At 66.5% G+C, this 18508-nt stretch carries 15 protein-coding genes; 7 read left to right on the top strand and 8 right to left on the bottom strand.

The window, feature by feature from the left end; all coding sequences use genetic code 11:
* Positions 1-70: 70 nt before the first annotated feature.
* The 3 genes from P8X75_09475 to acnA all read left to right on the top strand — a co-directional run bounded on the left by P8X75_09475 (position 71) and on the right by acnA (position 5930).
* Entirely contained in the window at positions 71-799 is a 729-nt protein-coding gene (locus tag P8X75_09475) for a DUF2238 domain-containing protein (GenBank protein ID MEJ1995425.1), read from the top strand.
* Between the two features lie 111 nt (positions 800-910).
* Positions 911-2965 (top strand): PBP1A family penicillin-binding protein, encoded by a 2055-nt coding sequence (locus P8X75_09470; GenBank protein ID MEJ1995424.1) that lies wholly within the window; start codon positions 911-913, stop codon positions 2963-2965.
* A gap of 220 nt (positions 2966-3185) precedes the next feature.
* Entirely contained in the window at positions 3186-5930 is a 2745-nt protein-coding gene (gene acnA, locus P8X75_09465; protein MEJ1995423.1) for an aconitate hydratase AcnA, read from the top strand.
* A gap of 72 nt (positions 5931-6002) precedes the next feature.
* Here acnA and P8X75_09460 read toward each other — a convergent pair whose 3' ends face one another.
* From P8X75_09460 to P8X75_09430, 7 genes are all read right to left on the bottom strand, one after another.
* Positions 6003-6950: a ParB/RepB/Spo0J family partition protein gene (locus P8X75_09460; protein MEJ1995422.1), complete on the bottom strand. Its 948-nt coding sequence runs from the start codon at positions 6948-6950 to the stop codon at positions 6003-6005.
* A 35-nt stretch (positions 6951-6985) separates the two neighbouring features.
* On the bottom strand, positions 6986-7810 hold the full coding sequence (locus P8X75_09455; GenBank protein ID MEJ1995421.1) for an AAA family ATPase: 825 nt from the start codon (positions 7808-7810) through the stop codon (positions 6986-6988).
* A gap of 10 nt (positions 7811-7820) precedes the next feature.
* Complete coding sequence (rsmG, locus tag P8X75_09450) at positions 7821-8465, bottom strand: 16S rRNA (guanine(527)-N(7))-methyltransferase RsmG (protein ID MEJ1995420.1); 645 nt, start codon at positions 8463-8465, stop codon at positions 7821-7823.
* A gap of 5 nt (positions 8466-8470) precedes the next feature.
* Complete coding sequence (gene mnmG / locus P8X75_09445) at positions 8471-10348, bottom strand: tRNA uridine-5-carboxymethylaminomethyl(34) synthesis enzyme MnmG (protein MEJ1995419.1); 1878 nt, start codon at positions 10346-10348, stop codon at positions 8471-8473.
* A gap of 100 nt (positions 10349-10448) precedes the next feature.
* Positions 10449-11807: a tRNA uridine-5-carboxymethylaminomethyl(34) synthesis GTPase MnmE gene (mnmE, locus tag P8X75_09440; protein MEJ1995418.1), complete on the bottom strand. Its 1359-nt coding sequence runs from the start codon at positions 11805-11807 to the stop codon at positions 10449-10451.
* Between the two features lie 21 nt (positions 11808-11828).
* A complete protein-coding gene (locus tag P8X75_09435) occupies positions 11829-12212 on the bottom strand; it encodes a (2Fe-2S) ferredoxin domain-containing protein (GenBank protein ID MEJ1995417.1) in 384 nt (127 codons plus the stop codon).
* Complete coding sequence (locus P8X75_09430; GenBank protein ID MEJ1995416.1) at positions 12209-12511, bottom strand: DUF6489 family protein; 303 nt, start codon at positions 12509-12511, stop codon at positions 12209-12211. The genes P8X75_09435 and P8X75_09430 overlap by 4 nt, the downstream gene beginning before the upstream one ends.
* 139 nt (positions 12512-12650) lie before the next feature.
* On the opposite strand from P8X75_09430, the gene P8X75_09425 reads away from it, so the two are divergent.
* The 4 genes from P8X75_09425 to P8X75_09410 all read left to right on the top strand — a co-directional run bounded on the left by P8X75_09425 (position 12651) and on the right by P8X75_09410 (position 17017).
* Positions 12651-14744 (top strand): thioredoxin domain-containing protein, encoded by a 2094-nt coding sequence (locus tag P8X75_09425; protein MEJ1995415.1) that lies wholly within the window; start codon positions 12651-12653, stop codon positions 14742-14744.
* Positions 14741-15226, top strand: coding sequence for a methylated-DNA--[protein]-cysteine S-methyltransferase (locus tag P8X75_09420; GenBank protein MEJ1995414.1), 486 nt, complete (start codon positions 14741-14743; stop codon positions 15224-15226). The genes P8X75_09425 and P8X75_09420 overlap by 4 nt, the downstream gene beginning before the upstream one ends.
* A 73-nt stretch (positions 15227-15299) precedes the next feature.
* Positions 15300-15992: a dienelactone hydrolase family protein gene (locus P8X75_09415; protein ID MEJ1995413.1), complete on the top strand. Its 693-nt coding sequence runs from the start codon at positions 15300-15302 to the stop codon at positions 15990-15992.
* Positions 15993-16042: 50 nt separating this feature from the next.
* Entirely contained in the window at positions 16043-17017 is a 975-nt protein-coding gene (locus P8X75_09410) for a quinone oxidoreductase (protein ID MEJ1995412.1), read from the top strand.
* Positions 17018-17058: 41 nt separating this feature from the next.
* Here P8X75_09410 and P8X75_09405 read toward each other — a convergent pair whose 3' ends face one another.
* Positions 17059-18126, bottom strand: a complete 1068-nt coding sequence (locus tag P8X75_09405) for a hypothetical protein (GenBank protein MEJ1995411.1) — start codon at positions 18124-18126, stop codon at positions 17059-17061.
* Positions 18127-18508 lie beyond the last annotated feature (382 nt).

The following is an 18508-nucleotide window of genomic DNA, read 5'->3' as shown; positions in this document are numbered from 1 at the left end:
GGCTTTCCGCGACGCGGCACGCTGCTCTAGACTCTTCAGCCGACAGTCGAGCGCGGAGAAGGGGTGCGGCGTGGCGCAGAGCCGGGGCTATAAAGTTTTCTGCCTGACCCTGCTGGGAGTTTTCCTCCTCTACTGGGGGGCCTTGGCGATCGCGCCCTACGACCGGCACGACTGGGTCTTGGAGAACCTGCTGGTCTTCCTTTTCCTGCCGCTGCTCTTGGTGAATCACCGCCGCCTGCCGCTGTCGCGCATCTCCTACGGACTGATCTTCCTCTATGCCTGCCTGCACAGTCTGGGCGCGCACTACACCTACGTGCAGGTCCCCTACGACGCCTGGGGCCAAGCGGTCCTCGGCTTTTCCATCGATGAGTCCCTGGGACTGACGCGCAATTCCTTCGACCGCTTCGTTCACTTCAGCTACGGCCTTCTGATCGCCTATCCGGTGCGCGAGATCTTCTTCCGCATGGCCAATGCGCGCGGCTTCTGGAGTTACTTCCTGCCGCTCGACATCGTCATGTCCACCTCCATGATCTTCGAGCTTCTCGAATGGGGCGTGGTGGAGCTCGTCGCCTCCGACCTGGGCGTCGCCTATCTCGGCACCCAGGGCGATGTCTGGGACGCGCACAAGGACATGGCGCTCGCCTCCCTCGGCGCGCTCCTGGCCATGGCGATCACCGTTGCGATCAACGCCCGCTTGCAGCGCGACTTCGCGCGGGAATGGCACGAGAGTCTGCGGGTCAAGTACGACGAGCCCTTGGGCGAGGTGAAGATCGCCCGCTATCTGAACGAACGGGACTGAGCGGCAGGGGTGAGCGGCAGAGGCGCCCCCGCCTTGGACTCCCCTGCCTTGGACTCCCCTGCCTTGGAATCGCCACTGGTTTCGCGGAATCACTTGGGTTAGAGCTTCTTCATGGCGACGAAAAAACCGGCGAAGGGCAAGACCGCGAAGAAAGGCGGCAAGGCCAAGACGCGCAAGAAGGCCGCTCCCAAGAAGCAGCGGTCTCTGTTGCGCCGTCTGGTGGTCTGGACGCTGGTGCTGGGCATCTGGGGCGCGGTCGCGCTCGGCGGCCTGATCGCCTACTACGCCTACGACCTTCCCGACGTCTCGCGCATGGCGGTGCTGGAGCGCCAGCCCTCCATCACCATTCTGGCGCGCGACGGCACCATCCTGGGCTCTTCGGGCGAGCTGACGGGCGAGGCGCTTCAGGTTGGCGAGATGCCGCGCCACCTGCCGCTCGCCGTGCTGGCGATCGAGGACCGGCGCTTCTACGACCATCCCGGCATGGACCTGATCGGCCTCGCCCGCGCCATGATGACCAACCTTCAGGCGGGCGCGCTGGTCCAGGGCGGCTCCACCATTACCCAACAGCTCGCCAAGAACCTCTTCCTGACGCCCGAGCGCACCATCAAGCGCAAGATCCAGGAAGCGCTCCTGGCCTTCTGGCTGGAGCGCAAGTTCAGCAAGGACCAGATCCTGACGCTCTACCTGAACCGGGTCTATCTGGGGGCCGGGACCTATGGGGTGGACGCCGCCGCCCGGCGCTACTTCGGGAAACCCGCGAGCGAGGTGACGCTCTACGAAGCAGCCCTTCTGGCCGGGCTTTTGAAGGCGCCCTCCCGCCTTGCCCCCACCAACGACCGCGACGCAGCGGAGGAGCGCGCCGAGGTCGTGCTCGCCGCCATGGTGGACGCCGGCTTCATCACCGATGAGACCGCCGCCAGCGCGCGCCGCAGCAAGAGCCCGGCCCTCGCGGTGCCGGGCCCGCGGGCGCGCTACTTCACGGACTGGGTGCTGCAGGAGCTTCAGGCCTTCCTCGGCCGGCCCGACCGCGACCTGATCGTGCAGACCACCCTGGACCCCCGTCTGCAACGGCTGGCCGAACAGGAGCTGGAGGCCGCGCTGAAGCGCGGGGCGGAGATGAAGGTCGGTCAGGCCGCCCTGGTGGCGCTGTCCCCGGACGGGGCGCTGCGCGCCATGGTCGGCGGGCGCGACTACGGTCAAAGCCAGTTCAACCGGGCGACCCAGGCCCAGCGCCAGCCGGGCAGCGCCTTCAAGACCTTCGTCTATCTGGCCGCCTTCGAGGCGGGCTGGCACCCCGACTCCAGGGTGATCGACGAACCGGTTACGGTTGGCAAGTGGTCGCCCGCCAACTACGACGGCAAGTACCGGGGCGAGATCACGCTGCGCCAGGGCTTCGCGCAGTCGATCAACACAGCCGCCGTGAAGCTGGGGCAGTCGGTCGGCACCAAGACGGTGGTGGAGAAGGCGCAGAGCCTGGGTCTGACCGGCATTCAGGGCGGCGACGCCTCGGTGGTGCTGGGAACCTCCGAGACCACGCTGTTGCAGATGACCTCGGCCTACGCCGTTCTGGCGAACCGGGGCCGGGCCGTCTTTCCCTACGGCATCACCAAGGTGAGCGACGCCGCGGGCCGGGTCCTGTTCCAGCAGTCCGAGTTCGAGGGCGCCCTGCTGGTGGAGGCTCAGCCGCTCGCCAAGATCGTGGACGTCATGACCGCGACGGTCGAGTGGGGCACCGGCAAGGCCGCGCGGCTGGAGCGGCCCGCCGCGGGCAAGACCGGCACCAGTCAGGACTTCCGGGACGCCTGGTTCGTCGGCTACACCGCCGAGTTGGTGACCGGCGTCTGGTTCGGCAACGACGACAACAGCCCGACCGACAGGGTCACGGGCGGCGGCCTGCCCGCTGAGACCTGGGCCGCCTTTTCCGCCCGCGCCCTGGCCGGGGAGAGCGCAAAGCCGCTGCCCGGCGCCTCGACGCCCCTGGAGCCGGTCGGCGCACCGCCTGAGGCCGTAGCGGGCGGCAGCGACGATTTCATCGGCGGGCTGCTGAATTCCCTTCGCGGCGTGCTGTCCGGCGAAGAAGGAAGCAGCGGAAGCCAGGGCGGCGGCGGCCTGCTGCGGAACACGCCCGACTATCCAGAAGAGGACCGGCCCGGCGGACAGTGAGGCGCTTCCCGCCGGCGCTCTGGACTCTTAAAGAAACTCAGTTATAGTTGCGCGCGACGCGTACGAGGGCGCTCCCCGGCGCGCCACTTTATAACGAAGCAATGGCGGCGCCGCGGCGACCTCTCCCTTTTCCATAGGGAAGAATGCTGGGCGATCAGCTGACGTTGTGAAGCGGCCGCCCCTGCTTTCAAACAAGCAAGTGTTAAGGAGCCCCTGTTCCATGAAACTCGGACAAGACAGCCTCAAGACCCGCCGCACGCTGGACGTGGACGGCGAGTCCTTTGATTACTACAGCCTGCCCGCCGCCGCGGAGGCCGGGATCGGCGATCTTTCCCGCCTGCCCTTCTCCCTGAAAGTGCTGCTGGAGAACCTGCTGCGCTTCGAAGACGGCGACAGCGTCTCCGTCGAGGACATCAAGTCGCTGGCCGCGCGCGCCAGCGGCGAAGGCGACGAGCGGGAGATCGCCTACCGACCGGCCCGCGTCCTGATGCAGGACTTTACCGGCGTTCCGGCGGTGGTCGATCTGGCCGCCATGCGTCAGGCGATGGTCAAGCTGGGCGGCGACCCGCGCAAGATCAATCCGCTGTCGCCCTGCGACCTGGTGATCGACCACTCGGTCATGGTGGACTACTTCGGCGGTCCGGATGCCTTCAAGAAGAACGTGGAGCGCGAGTTCGAGCGCAACCGCGAGCGCTACGAGTTCCTGCGTTGGGGCCAGAGCGCCTTCGACGACTTCAAGGTTGTCCCGCCGGGCACCGGCATCTGCCATCAGGTGAACCTGGAGTACCTCGCCCAGACGGTCTGGACCAACAAGGTCGAGGGCAAGAACATCGCCTACCCCGACACCGTGGTCGGCACCGACAGCCACACCACCATGATCAACGGCCTCTCCGTCCTCGGCTGGGGCGTGGGCGGCATCGAGGCGGAGGCGGCCATGCTCGGCCAGCCGGTCTCCATGCTGATTCCCGAGGTGATCGGCTTCAAACTGACCGGCGAGATGACCGAAGGCACCACGGCCACCGACCTGGTGCTGACCGTCACCAAGATGCTGCGCGCCAAGGGCGTGGTGGGCAAGTTCGTGGAGTTCTACGGGCCCGGCCTCAAGCATCTGGGCCTGGCCGACCGCGCGACGCTGGGCAACATGTCGCCTGAGTTCGGCTCGACCTGCGCGATCTTCCCGATCGACGCCGAGACGCTCAAGTACCTGCGCTTCACCGGCCGCGACGAGAAGCGCATCAAGCTGGTCGAGGCCTACGCCAAGGCGCAGGGCATGTGGCACGACGACAGCACGCCCGATCCGGTCTTCACCGACTCGCTCGAGCTCGACATCTCGACGGTGGTGCCGTCCATCTCCGGGCCGAAGCGTCCCCAGGACAAGATCAACCTGGACGAGGGCGCTGCCGCCTTCACCCGCCTGCTGGCCCAGGAGCGTGGCATGGACCCGACCGGCCCCGAAGGCGACTTCGCGGCCGAGGGCGGCGCCACGACGAAGGAACATCAGCTGGTCCGCGAGGTCCCGGTGGAAGGGGAGAACTACAGCCTGTCCGACGGTGACGTGGTGATCGCCGCCATCACCTCCTGCACCAACACCTCCAACCCCTCGGTGCTGATCGGGGCGGGCCTGCTGGCCCGCAACGCGCTGGCCAAGGGCCTGAAGGTGAAGCCCTGGGTCAAGACCTCTCTCGCGCCGGGCTCCCAGGTGGTGACCGACTATCTGGAGAAGGCGGAGCTTCAGGACGACCTGGACGGCCTCGGCTTCAACCTGGTCGGCTACGGCTGCACCACCTGTATCGGCAACTCCGGTCCGCTGCCCGACAAGATCGCGGCGGCCGTGGAGGCCGAGGACCTGCTGGTCACCGCCGTGCTTTCCGGCAACCGCAACTTCGAGGGCCGCATCAGCCCGCATGTCCGCGCCAACTATCTGGCCAGCCCGCCTCTGGTGGTGGCCTACGCGCTGGCCGGCTCCATGCGCGCGGACCTCTTGAAGGATCCGCTGGGCGAGGACGCGGACGGAAACCCGGTCTTCCTCAAGGATATCTGGCCCTCCAACAAGGAGATCGCGGACACCATCAGCCGCTCGCTGACGCCCGAGATGTTCCGGGAGCGCTACGGCAACGTCTTCGAGGGGCCCGAGGAGTGGCGCGCCATCAAGACCACGACCAGCGAGACCTACGAGTGGGACAGCGGGTCCACCTACATCGCCGACCCGCCCTACTTCGAGGGCATGACCATGGACCTGCCGCCGCTGGCCGACATCAAGGGCGCGCGCCCGCTGGCCATGCTGGCCGACTCGATCACGACCGACCACATCTCTCCGGCCGGATCGATCAAGAAGGAAAGCCCGGCCGGCGCCTATCTCGGCGAATATCAGGTGCGTCCGGCGGACTTCAACTCCTACGGCGCGCGGCGCGGCAATCACAACGTGATGATGCGCGGCACCTTCGCCAACATCCGGATCAAGAACGAGATGATCCCGGGCGTCGAGGGCGGCTACACCAAGCACATTCCCTCCGGCGAGCAGATGGCGATCTACGACGCCGCCATGAAGTACCGCGAGGAAGGCGTGCCGCTGGTCATCATCGGCGGCAAGGAGTACGGCTCCGGCTCCTCGCGCGACTGGGCGGCCAAGGGCACCAACCTCTTGGGCGTCAAGGCCGTGATCGTGGAGTCCTTCGAGCGCATCCACCGCTCCAACCTGGTCGGCATGGGCGTGCTGCCCCTGCAGTTCAAGGACGGGCAGGACCGCAAGACCTTGAAGCTGACCGGCGAGGAGACCTTCGATATCGAGGGCATCGAAGGCGGCATCAAGCCGCTGATGGACGTGAAATGCACCATCCATCGCCCGGACGGCTCGTCTGAGGACATCACGCTGCTCTGCCGCATCGATACCCAGACCGAGGTGGAGTACTACAAGAACGGCGGTATCCTGCACTACGTGCTGCGCAGCCTGGCCAAGGCCGCTTAAGCCGCTGATAATAAACAAGAAAAAGGCCGCGTTCCCAAAAGGAGCGCGGCCCTTTTTCTGTCCGGCGCTTGATTACAAAGGGCGGCTCAGGCGGGCGATCAGGTCGTCGAGCTGTTCCAGGGTCTTGTAGCTGAGGGTCAGGCTGCCGCCCTCCTCGCGGTGGTGGATCGTCACCTTCACGCCGAGCTCGGCCTCCAGGTCCTTTTCCAGGGCGATGGTGTCGGAGTCCTTCTCCACCTGCTTCTTGATCTTCGTGGCGACCTTGCCCGACTTGACGCTCTGGGACAGCCGCTCGACCTCGCGCACCGAGAGGCCGCGCGCGGCGACCTGCTTGGCCAGCGTCACCGGGTCGGGCGCGCCGATCAGCGCGCGGGCGTGACCGGCGGTCAGCTTGCGCTCGGCGATCAGCTCCTTCACCTGCTTGGGCAGACCCAGAAGCCGCAGAGAGTTGGCGATGTGGCTGCGGGACTTGCCGACCACCTTGGCGATGGCCTCCTGGCTGTTGCCGAACTCGTCGATCAGGCGCTGATAGCCCTCGGCCTCCTCCAGAGGGTCGAGGTCCTGACGCTGCACGTTCTCGACGATCGCGATCTCGAGCGTCTGGGCGTTGTCGAACTCGCGGATCAGGACCGGAACCTCGTGCAGGCGCGCCTTCTGCGCCGCACGCCAGCGCCGCTCGCCGGCGACGATCTCGAAATGGTTCTTCTTGGAGGAGTGAGGCCGCACCAGGATCGGCTGCAGGAGCCCGTTCTGCGCGATGGAAGCGGCGAGCGCGTCCAGCGCCTCCTTGTCGAAGCGCTGGCGCGGCTGGTAGGGGCTCGGCTCGATCCGCTCGATCGGAAGGGTCCGGGGAACCTCCGCCTTGGCCGGCGCGGCGGAGGAGCCCGATGCGGTCTTCTTGCCCTTGGCTGCGGTCTTGGCCGTCGCGGAAGCTTCCGGGGCGGCGGCTTCGCTCGCGCCCTCGTCGAACAGCGCGGCGAGACCGCGTCCCAGGCCCCGCTTCTTGGGTGTTTGAGCCATGACCGTCACACTCCCTCAGGTACGTCTATTGGTTGTTATAGCGTCGCTTCAGGCAGCTTGAACTTCTGCCCGTCGCGCTTCAGCATCTCGGCGGCAAGCCTGATATAGGCCTGCGATCCCTGGCAGCGCCAGTCATAGAGCAGCGCAGGAAGTCCGAAGGAAGGCGCCTCGGAAACCCTTACGTTCCTTGGAATTACCGTCTTGAAGACCTTGTCGCCGAAGTAGGCGCGAACATCGTCGGCCACCTGGTCCGAGAGGTTATTGCGCTTGTCGTACATGGTGACGGCAATGCCGTGAAGCTTCAATTCGGGGTTGTAGAGCGCCTTCACCCGCTCCACCGTCTGCATCAGGTGGCTGAGCCCCTCCAGCGCATAGAACTCGGCTTGCAGCGGGACCAGAAGCCCATCGGCGGCGGCCAGCGCATTGATCGTGAGCAGCCCCAGCGCCGGCGGGCAGTCGATCAGGATGTAGTCGTAGTCGCCGCGCGCGGTCTCCAAGGCGTCCTTCAGCCGGTAGGCCCGCCGCTCCGCTCCGACCAGCTCCAGCTCGGCGCCCGATAGATTGGTGTCGGAGGGAACAATGGCGAGTCTCGGCACAGCCGTCTCGATGATCGCATCCGCCAGGTCGAGGTCGCCCATCAGGACGCCGTAGACGTCGTTGTCCCGCGCCTTCATGTCGATGCCGAGGCCGGTGCTGGCGTTGCCCTGCGGGTCCAGGTCGATGATCAGCGCCTGCATCTCACAGGCGGCAAGCGCGGTCGCCAGATTGACGGCTGTCGTGGTCTTGCCCACCCCGCCCTTCTGGTTCGCGACGGCGATGACGGTGGCGCGGCGCTTCTTTGCGGAACTCTCGGCGGGCACTGTCTGATCCCTATCGGTCTGGGCGGTGGATGCGGCGCGGCTCCCGGATCTCCAACAGCGCCGCGGAAGGGTCGCTGAGGCTGGGATGGCGTTCTACGATCATCATCCATTCTTGAGCCGCGAGGGTCAATTCCTCCTCGGCGCTTTTCCCCTTCAAAAAGAGGCAGAGGCTGTCCGCCGTCATGAAGGGCTCGGCATAGGCCAGGAGGTCGGTGAGGGGCGCCAGCGCCCGGGCCGTCACCACGTCCGCCGCGAAGGGCTTGAGCTCTTCGATCCTCACCGCGTGAACATGGACCTCGGCCCCTGTTTCACGTGAAACTTCGCGCAGGAAGGCCGCCTTGCGCTGGTCGGACTCGACGAGATGCACATCTCCGTCGCCCATGATCGCCAGCACCAGGCCCGGGAACCCCGCCCCGCTGCCAAAGTCCACAAGGCGTAGCGGCCGGTCCTTGGGCGGAGACGGAAGGTGCGACAGGAGTTGAGCGGAGTCCAGGAAGTGCCGCCGCCAGGGGTCCGCGAGCGTTCCCTTCCCCACGAGGTTGATCGCGCGGTTCCATTTCCGGAGCAGCGCTTCGTAGCGCTCCAGCTTCTCCATTGTTTCACGTGAAACAGAAAGCTGCTCGGCGAAGGCTTCCGGCGACAGCGGGGCCGTCATGGCCGTCAGGCCGCCGAGGAGGCCGAGCCCTCGCGGCGCTTCACATAGCGCAGCAGGGCGACGATGGCGGCAGGGGTGATGCCCGGCAGGCGCGCCGCCGCGCCCAGGCTTTGGGGCCGCGAGCGCGACAGGATCTGCTTCACCTCGTTGGAGAGGCTGGGGATGCCCTCGTAGTCCAGGTCCGCGGGAAGTTGGAGCGCCTCGTCCCGTCGGTAGGCCGCGACGTCCGCTTCCTGCCGCGCAAGATACCCGGCGTAGTGCGCGTCGATCTCGAGCTGCTCTCGTAGAGCCGGGCTCAGACCGGCCAGTTCCGGCCAGAGACGCGCCAGTCTTTCGCTGTCTATTCCGGGCAGAGCCATCAGGTCGAGAACATTCCGGCGGCGGCCGTCTTGATTGATGGAGAAGCCTGCCTTCGTCAGTTCATTGGGCGTGGCGCTGAGCTTTTCCGCAAGCGCCCGCGCCGCCGCCAAGGCTGCCTTCTTCTCGACCCAGGCGGCGCGCCGCTCCGCGCCGACACAGCCCCAGACAATTCCTTTGTCGGTTAGCCGCTGATCCGCGTTATCTGCCCGCAAGCGAAGCCGGTATTCGGCGCGGCTGGTGAACATGCGGTAAGGCTCCGTCACCCCCCGCGTCACCAGATCGTCGATCATCACACCGATATAGCCCTCGGTCCGCTCGACCGAGACAGCCTCCGCTCCCGACGAAAGCCTCGCCGCGTTCAGTCCAGCCATCAGGCCCTGGGCCGCCGCTTCCTCATAACCCGTGGTTCCGTTGATCTGCCCGGCGAGGAAGAGTCCCGGGAGACGGCGGGTTTCCAGGGCCGGCGTCAGTTCGCGCGGGTCGATGTAGTCGTACTCGATGGCGTAGCCATGCTGCAGAACCCGCGCCCTTTCAAGGCCCGGTATCAGCCGCAACATCTCGTCCTGAACCTCAGCGGGCAAGGAGGTGGAAATGCCGTTGGGATAGACCGTGTTGTCGTCCAGCCCTTCGGGCTCCAGGAAAATCTGATGGCGCGCCTTGTCGGCGAAACGCACCACCTTGTCTTCGATGGAGGGGCAGTAACGCGGCCCCTGGCTTTCGATCTGACCGCTGTAGATCGGCGCGCGGGAAAGGTTCGCCTCGATAACGCCGTGCGCCTCGGGCGTCGTGTAGGTGATATGGCAGTCGATCTGCGGGACCGTGATCTTGGCGGTCAGCGTGGAAAACGGCTCCGGCGGATCGTCGCCCTTCTGCCGTTCCAATGCCTGCCAGTCAATGGTCCGGCCATCGAGCCTCGGCGGCGTGCCGGTCTTGAGGCGGCCGAGCGCAAACCCCAGGCTCTCGAAGCGCTCCGAAAGCCCCAGGGCCGGCGCTTCTCCGACCCGCCCGGCGGGCGTGCGCTCCTCACCCCTATGGATCATGCCGCGCAGGAATGTGCCTGTGGTGATGACCACGGCGTCTGCGCGCAGCACGCGGCCATCCTCAAGCAGAACGCCCCGGCAGCGCCCCTCTTCCACGATCAGGTCCCCGACAGCGCCTTCGAGGATCGTAAGGTCCTGTTGGCTTTCCAGCAGTTCCTGAACGGCCCGGCGGTAGAGCGCCCGGTCCGCCTGAGCGCGGGGGCCGCGCACGGCCGGGCCCTTACTGCGGTTCAGCAGGCGGAACTGGATGCCGGACCGATCGATGGCCCGCCCCATGAGGCCGTCCAGCGCGTCGATCTCGCGCACGAGATGGCCCTTCCCGAGACCGCCGATTGCCGGATTGCAGGACATGACCCCGATGGTGTCGCGCTTATGGGTCGCCAAGGCGGTGCGCGCCCCGAACCGCGCAGCCGCGGCGGCGGCCTCGCAGCCTGCATGGCCGCCGCCGACAACGATTACATCGAAGGTCCGGTTATCCGTCATGGCGACTAGATAGGCGAAGCCTGCCCGCCCTGTCAAAAGAAGCCTGCCCTGCAGCCCGGCCAAGACTGTTTCACGTGAAACAATGAACGACGGGCCGGCCCTACTTCCCGATGCAGAAGTCGCTGAAAATCACGCCCAGCAGGTCCTCGACATCGACGCGCCCGCTGATCCGACCAAGGGCTCTCAGGGCAAGCCGCAACTCTTCTGCGCGCAGCGCCACCTCTTCCACTGCCGCGGCGCGCGTCAGTGCCTCGGCGGTTTCTTCGAGCGCGGCGCAGTGACGCTGACGGGTGAACTCCGGCGCCTCCAGCGCGGGCGCCAAGTCCAGCGCCAGCTTCTTCTCAAGCCAGGCCTCCAGGGCGTCCAATCCCTGCCCCTCCTTGGCGGACAGCAGCAGCAGCGTCCGGCCTTCCGGGTCTTCGGGCGGCGCAGCGTCACCAACCAGGTCGATCTTGTTGAGCAGGATCGCCCCCTCGCGCCCGAGCAGCGCCAGCGTGGCGGCGTCCAGGTCCGGCCAGGCCGTCGCGTCGAAGACCGCCAGCACCAGATCGGCGGCGGCGGCCCGCTCCCGGCTGCGGCGCATGCCCTCCCGCTCAACAGGGTCGATCTCGTCGGCTTCGGCGGCGCGCAGGCCCGCCGTATCGGCCAAGGTCACCGGCAGTCCGCCCAGAGAGAGATGCACCTCCACGACGTCGCGCGTGGTCCCGGCCCGCTCCGATACTATGGCGGCCTCGCGCCCTGCTATCTTATTGAGAATACTTGATTTACCGGCATTCGGAGGCCCGACGATCGCGATCTGAAGTCCCTGCCTCAAGCCCCGCGCTCGCGCCGAGCGCTCCAGCGCCTCGCCGATCTCTGCGGCCAGCGCGGTCAGGGCCGCCGCCTGCCCGTCGAGCAGGTCTTCGGGCAGCTCCTCCTCGCTGAAGTCGATGGCTGCTTCCAGATGCGCGAGTTGGCGCGTCAGGCTCTCTCGCCAGGGCGCGAGCCGCGCCTCCAGCCCGCCTTCCATCTGGCGGAGCGCCTGCCTGCGCTGCGCCTCGGTCTCGGCGTTGATCAGGTCGGCCAGACCCTCCACCTCGGTCAGGTCCAGCTTGCCCGCGTCGAAGGCACGGCGCGTGAACTCCCCGGCCTCCGCCGGGCGCAGGCCGGGCCGCGCGGCGAGCGCTGCGAGGACGCCCTCGACCACGGCGCGCCCGCCATGGCAGTGGATCTCGGCCATGTCCTCTCCCGTGAAGCTCCCGGGGGCCGGAAACCAGAACAGCAAGGCTCTGTCCAGGGGCACGCCGCTCCCAGGGTCGCGGAGCGGCCGGAGGCTCGCGCGTCTCGGCTCGGGAAGCTCGGACCCGCAGAGCGCCTTCAAGGCGGCAGCACTCTCAGGCCCCGAGAGACGCAGCACGGCCACTCCCGCCCGGCCCGCGCCGCTCGAAAGCGCGAAGATGGTCTGGGCGCGGTCGCTCATGGGGCGGACCCGGTCAGCCGCCTACTTCGGCCCGTCTTCGGGCGTCAGCAGCAGCCGCTCCACCCGGCGGCCTTCGATCAGGTGTGTCTTGAGGATCTCGTCCACGTCTTCGGCGCTGTCGTAGCGGTACCAGACCCCTTCGGGATAGATCACCATCACGGGGCCCAGTTCGCAGCGGTCGAGGCAACCGGACTGGTTGATGCGCACGCCGGGAATGCCAAGCTCCTTCGCGCGCGCCTTCATGTAGTTGCGAAGACGAACCGCGCCGCCCGCAGAGCAGCAGCCGCGCGGGTGCCCCTCGGGCCGCTCATTGATGCAGGCGAAGACATGGGCCTCGTAGTAAGGCGCCGGATCGCCGGGCAGGCTCCGATTCAACTCTTTGTTCTTGCTGTCTATTTCGCTCATTTCTTGTCGTCCGGTCCCTTGTCTTTACCGCTTGCGTCTTTGCCGCTTGCGCCCATGCCGCCTGCACCCATGCCGGCCGCCATCTGCTTCCAGAAGATCTGCTGAAGCTGCTCGAAGCCTTGAACGCCCGCCGGCAGCCAGGTCTTCAGGAGCTGCTCGGGATCGCTCGCCTGCATGTTGCTCATCAGACGGCGCTCCACCTCTTTCATCACATTTTCCTGCATGGGCGCAACGTCGGGCAGCCCCAGGAAGCGGCGGGCCTCCTCCGGCGTGCAGTCGATGTCGAACTTGATCTTCATCGGGCTTCCTTTCGGTCCGGACCTGTCACGGGCGCCGCATCCGAGAATACGGTTGAGCGAGCGCTGCAATGCGAACATATAGGAGGGACGAGCATAACCGGCCAGCAAAAGCGGGCAAGACGCCTTAAGGGAGAGACGAGTGACCATCAAAGCCGAGACGCCGGACGGATCGGCGGGGACAAGCGCGCAGAGTGGCAATCGCCTTTCGGGGGAAAGCAGCCCCTATCTGCTCCAGCACCGGGATAACCCGGTCCACTGGCAGCCCTGGGGCGAAGCGGCCTTCGCCCAGGCGCGCGCGGAGAACAAGCCGGTTCTGCTGTCGGTCGGCTACGCCGCCTGCCACTGGTGCCATGTCATGGCCCATGAGTCCTTCGAGAACGAGTCCGTCGCGGACTTGATGAACCGCCTCTTCGTCAACATCAAGGTGGACCGGGAGGAACGTCCCGACCTCGACGGCATCTACCAGAACGCGCTTGCGATCCTGGGTGAACAGGGCGGCTGGCCGCTCACTATGTTCCTGACTCCAAAGGGAGAACCCTTTTGGGGCGGCACCTACTTCCCGCCCGAACCGCGCTATGGCCGCCCGGGATTCCCGCAGGTCCTCCAGGCCCTGTCCGAGGCCTACCACGGCGACCCCGAAAAGATCGCCAGCAACGTGACGGCGATCCAGGGCGCGCTGCAGAAGCTCTCCAATCCGGCCGGCGGCGGCGCCATCGACGCGGAGATGCTGGAGCGCGTCTCCCAGTCTTTGGGCCGGGAGATCGATCCCATCAACGGCGGAATCGGACAGGCGCCCAAGTTCCCTCAACCCGCGATCCTGAAACTGCTGTGGCGCGGCTGGAAGCGGACGGCCAACAGCGCCTACCGGGACGCCGTGCTGCTGTCGCTCGCCAAGATGAGCCAGGGCGGCATCTACGATCATCTGGGCGGCGGCTACGCCCGCTATGCGACCGACAACCGCTGGCTGGTCCCCCACTTCGAAAAGATGCTCTACGACAACGCCCAGCTTCTCGACCTTCTGACCCTGGCGATCGCGGAGACCGGCGATCCCTTTCTGGCCGAGCGGCGCGAGGAGACCATCGGCTGGCTGCTGCGCGAGATGATCGCCGAGGACGCCGAGGGTCAGCCGTCCGGCGCTTTCGCCGCGACCCTGGACGCGGACAGCGAGGGCGAGGAGGGCCGCTACTATGTCTGGAGCGCAGCGGAGATCGACAGCCTTCTGGAGGCCGAGTTGGCGGCGCTCTTCAAGCAAGTCTACGACGTTTCGCCCGGCGGGAACTGGGAAGGCAATAACATACTGAACCGTACGGAACATGCCGAACGCCTCTCCGCGCAAGAGGAAGAGCGTCTGTCGAACGCCCGCGCAACGCTTTTCGAGGCGCGCGAGAAGCGGGTGCGGCCCGGCTGGGACGACAAGGTGCTGACGGACTGGAACGGCATGATGATCGCCGCCCTGGGCCGCGCCGCCTTCGCCGCCGGGCGAAGCGACTGGTTGGAGGCCGCGCGCCGCGCCTATCGCGTCGTGGTCGATCTGCTCGACCACGGCGGACGGTTCCACCATTCCTGGCGGCGTGGAATCCTGCGCTCCGACGGGACGCTGGACGACTACGCCCAGATGATCGACGCCGCCCTCACCCTCCATGAGCTGACGGGCGAGGACCGCTACCTGCGGGACGCGCGCCGCTGGCTGGAGACGCTGGAGCGGCTATTCGAGGACAAGGAAAAGGGCGGCTTCTTCCTGACCGCAGCGGACGCCGAAGACCTGATCGTGCGGCCCAAGCACGCACATGACAACGCGACGCCAGCGGGCAACGGCGTGATCGCGGCCCAGCTTGTCCGATTGTTCTTCCTGACCGGCGAGCGGGCCTACGCAGAGAAAGCGGAGCGCTGCATCGCCGCCTTCACCGGAAACCTGGAGCGGGAGTTCTATGCGCTGCCGAGCATTGTCAGCGCCGACGAATTCCTGAAGTCGGGCCGCCAGATCGTCGTGGTCGGAGAGACTGGGGATCCCGACCGCGAGGCGCTGATCGACGTCCTGCGCGCCCATCCGGACCTGCATGACGTCCGCCAGTTGCTGGCGCCCTCGACCCCGCTGCCCGAGAGCCATCCGGCGCACGGCAAGGGCCTCAAGGACGGCAAGGCCGCGGCCTACCTCTGCCAGAATCAGAGCTGCTCCCTGCCGATCACCGATCCCGCCGCCCTGGCAAGCGCGTTGCAGGGGCGCCAGCCGTGACGGCGAGCGCGCTCCTAGCGGACTCCCCCTTGGGGGCCCTCCTGGTCACGGTGGAAGGTGAGGCCATCACCCGGATTACCTGGGGCGAGGGTCTGGAGCAAAAAGAGGGAGCGGCGGCAGAGAACGCCCTGGCGCAAGAAGCGCTCGACCAACTGAGGGGCTACTTCGACGGAACCCGGCGCGCCTTCGACTTGCCGCTCGCCCCCGCGGGCAGCGCCTATCAACAGAAGGTCTGGCGCGCGATGACCGAGATTCCCTATGGCAAGAGCGAGACCTATGGCGAACTCGCCGGACGGATCGGCTCGGTCGCCCGCGCGGTGGGCGGGGCCTGCGGGTCCAACCCCATACCCATCGTCATCCCCTGCCACCGGGTTCTCGGCGGCGGCGGCGGGATGGTCGGATTCTCCGCGGCGGGCGGCGTCGCGGATAAACGCCTGCTCCTCGCGCTGGAGCGCGGAGAGCCCGCTCTGCCCTTCGGCTGACAAGGCGGTGGCATTGCGGCTAGACTCCCGCGCCGGCGGGGTCAGAATGAAAATCCAAGGGAGGACAGACACCATGAGCAAAATGACCGTTTCCACGCCCGATGGCAGCTTCGACGCCTACGTGGCCTTGCCCGCGCAAACGCCAGCACCCGGGATCCTGGTGATCCAGGAGATCTTCGGCGTGAACCAAGTCATGCGCGACATCTGCGATGGCCTGGCGGCCCAGGGCTATGTCGCCTGCTGCCCCGACATCTTCTGGCGCATCGAGCCGGGCATCGACATCACCGACAAGACCGAGGCCGAGTGGGCCCGCGCCTTCGAGCTCTTCGGCGCCTTCGACGTGGAAAAGGGGGTCGAGGACCTGAAGGCCTCGCTCGCCGCGCTGCGCGATCATGACGCAACCAACGGCAAGGCCGGTACGGTCGGTTACTGCCTCGGCGGCAAGATGGCCTTCCTGATGGCGACCCGCTCGGACGCCGACTGCAACGTCAGCTATTACGGCGTCGGACTCGATGAGCTTCTGGGTGAGGCCGAAAACATCACCAAGCCGACCCTGTTGCACATCGCGAGCGAAGACCAATTCGTACCCAAGGAAGCTCAGGAGAAGATCAAGGCCGCGCTTTCCGGCCACCCTCAGGTGACGCTTCACGTCTACGAGGGCCAGGACCACGCCTTCGCGCGCGAGGGCGGCGCCCACTACGACGCCGAGGCGGCGAAGCTCGCCAACGAGCGGAGCGCCGCTTGCTTCAAGCAGAACCTCGGCTGAGGCCAACGGCGGACCATCCCATCAAGAATAACAACGGAGCCTGAAAACACATGGTTAAAGCCATCCGCATCGAAGAGACCGGCGGCCCGGAAGTCCTGAAGTACGTGGACGTCGAGGTCGGGGATCCCGGCGAGGGCCAGGTGCGCCTGAAGCAAACGGCCATCGGCCTCAACTACATCGATGTCTATCACCGCACCGGCCTCTATCCGGTCGAACCGCCGCTGGTGATCGGCATGGAGGCGGCGGGCGAGGTGATCGCCACCGGCCCCGGCGTCACCGATCTCGCGGTCGGTGACCGGGTTGCCTATGCGACGCCGCCGCTGGGCGCCTATGCCGAAGAGCGGCTGATCCCGGCGAACCGCGTCGTCAAGCTGCCCGACGCCATCGACGACAAAACCGCCGCCGCCATGATGCTCCAGGGCATGACGGTGGAGTACCTGATCCGGCGCACCTATCCGGTGAAGCCGGGCGATACGGTCCTGTGGCAGGCGGCCGCCGGCGGCGTCGGCCTGATGGCCTGCCAATGGCTGAAGCACATCGGCGCGACGGTCATCGGAACGGCGGGCTCGGAAGAGAAGTGCGCCCTGGCCAAGGCGCACGGCGCCGATCACGTGATCAACTACCGCGAGGAGAACTTCGCCGAGAAGGTCAAGGAGATCACGGACGGCAAGGGCGTACCTGTCGTCTACGACGGCGTGGGCAAGGACACCTGGGAAGGCGCGCTCGACTGCCTGCAGCCGCGCGGCCTGATGGTCACCTTCGGCAATGCCTCCGGTCCGGTGCCGCCGGTCAACCTCGGTATCCTGTCGGCCAAGGGCTCGCTCTACGTGACCCGCCCGACGCTGATGACCTACACAGCCAGCCGTTCGGACCTCGTGGAGAGCGCCAGCGCGCTCTTCGATGTCGTCACCAAGGGCGCGCTCAAGATCGAGGTCAACCAGACCTATCCTCTGAGCGAGACCGAACAGGCGCACCGCGATCTGGAAGCGCGGAAGACGACCGGCTCAACGGTCATTCTGCCGTAAAGGGGAACAGGCGGCGCTCCTTCACAGGGGCGCCGCTCCCTCTACCTTGCCGCCCTCTCGAAGCGGCTTGCCTTCTCCAGGAACGCCGGGATGTCCATGGTCAGGTAGTGGTCGGCCGCCTCGCCTGTGACCTCCTCCAGCAAGAAGAGACTCGGCGCCACAAGGTGCTTCAGCGTCTTCTCGAAGGGCGTGCTGTCGGGCGGCGCGACGGCGGCCACCTCGGCGCAGGCCTTCTGATACTGGGAAATCAAGGAAAGCGTGGAGAAGCTGACCGCACCGCTGCGGAACAGGATGTCGATCATCTCTTCCATCTCCGCAAAGGCAGTGCCGTCATGGAGACGCTCCCGGAAGACCTCCCGCTCCGGATGATCCGCGGTCTCTGCATAGAGAATCGTCAGGTTCAGCGTCCGTCCGGTCCAGTCGGGCTCTTCCGGAGTCTTGATGGCGTCGGTAAGATCGTCGTTTACCTGAAGGAGCCGGGCGAGACCGAGACCGAGCGGCGCGAACTTCGCCGCCCAACCGGCGCTCTCCGGCCCGCAGACGGCCCGCGCCCCGAGGCTGAGCCCGAAAGAGAAAAGACTGCCGGTCGTGCCATCCACCGTGCGCCAGTAGACTTCCTGGCTGCGCTCGGGACAAACGCTGCCGTCCTGCGCCAGACAGAAGGGCAGGATCATGGCCTCCAGCTCCCGGCGGAGGGACAGGCGGACCCTCTCGTCCTCACTCACGTGGTCAACCAGACGGAAGGCGACGGCGGTCGCCGCCTGAGCGCTGTTGGCGAGGCGGCCTTCCCCCTCGCTCTCCATATCCGGCCAGTCCTCCTCGTCCAGCAGCCAGTCGATCATCTTGAAGGCAGCGGTCAAGACGTGCATGACCGCGCCAGCGGCGGCCGAGGGCTCGCACCCCAGAGCGCGCGCTGCGATGCCGGGCACATGGTAGATGATGAACCCGGAGCGGTGCGGCAGCTTCAGGCGTTCGGCCAGTGACGGCCAGCCAAGCCCCAGACAGGTCTCCCGGATCATGGCGTCCGCTTCGGCTCTCTGGTCCGCATTGAGCAACTGCTCGCCGTAGCTGGTCTCGCCGCTCATCAGGCTTCTTGTTGTCTTTGACATGGATCGCCCCCCTTCTCGAAGACCCAGAGACTTGAAAGGCGGTTCCGCGTATTGCCGCGGAACCGCCCATCTAGCTCTTAGGGTGCCTCACCGTTCAAAAGGACCGGCATCCAGGTGGTGGGGCGTTCGAAACGGTCGTTCGAAGACCGCACCGCCATGGCCCCCACCACCGCTTCTTGGTTGCCCCTTACTGATCCATCAAGCGCCAATCACGAGCCCCAAGGGATTCAGTCTCTGGAGGAAGCGGCGTCCTTTCTTTCATCGACCCGCTAGGAGTCGAGCTTGCGCATCGTCTGGATGCTTTCTTCGGCACCCCAGGGATCCCAATTATCGGCCAATGAAGCGTTTCTCGCTCCCTCGACCCATTCGGCGTCGAGCCGGC

It is taken from the genome of Limibacillus sp. (genome assembly GCA_037379885.1).
In the GTDB taxonomy this organism is placed as follows: Bacteria; Pseudomonadota; Alphaproteobacteria; order Kiloniellales; family CECT-8803; genus JARRJC01.
This window is presented reverse-complemented; position numbering and strand designations above follow the sequence as displayed.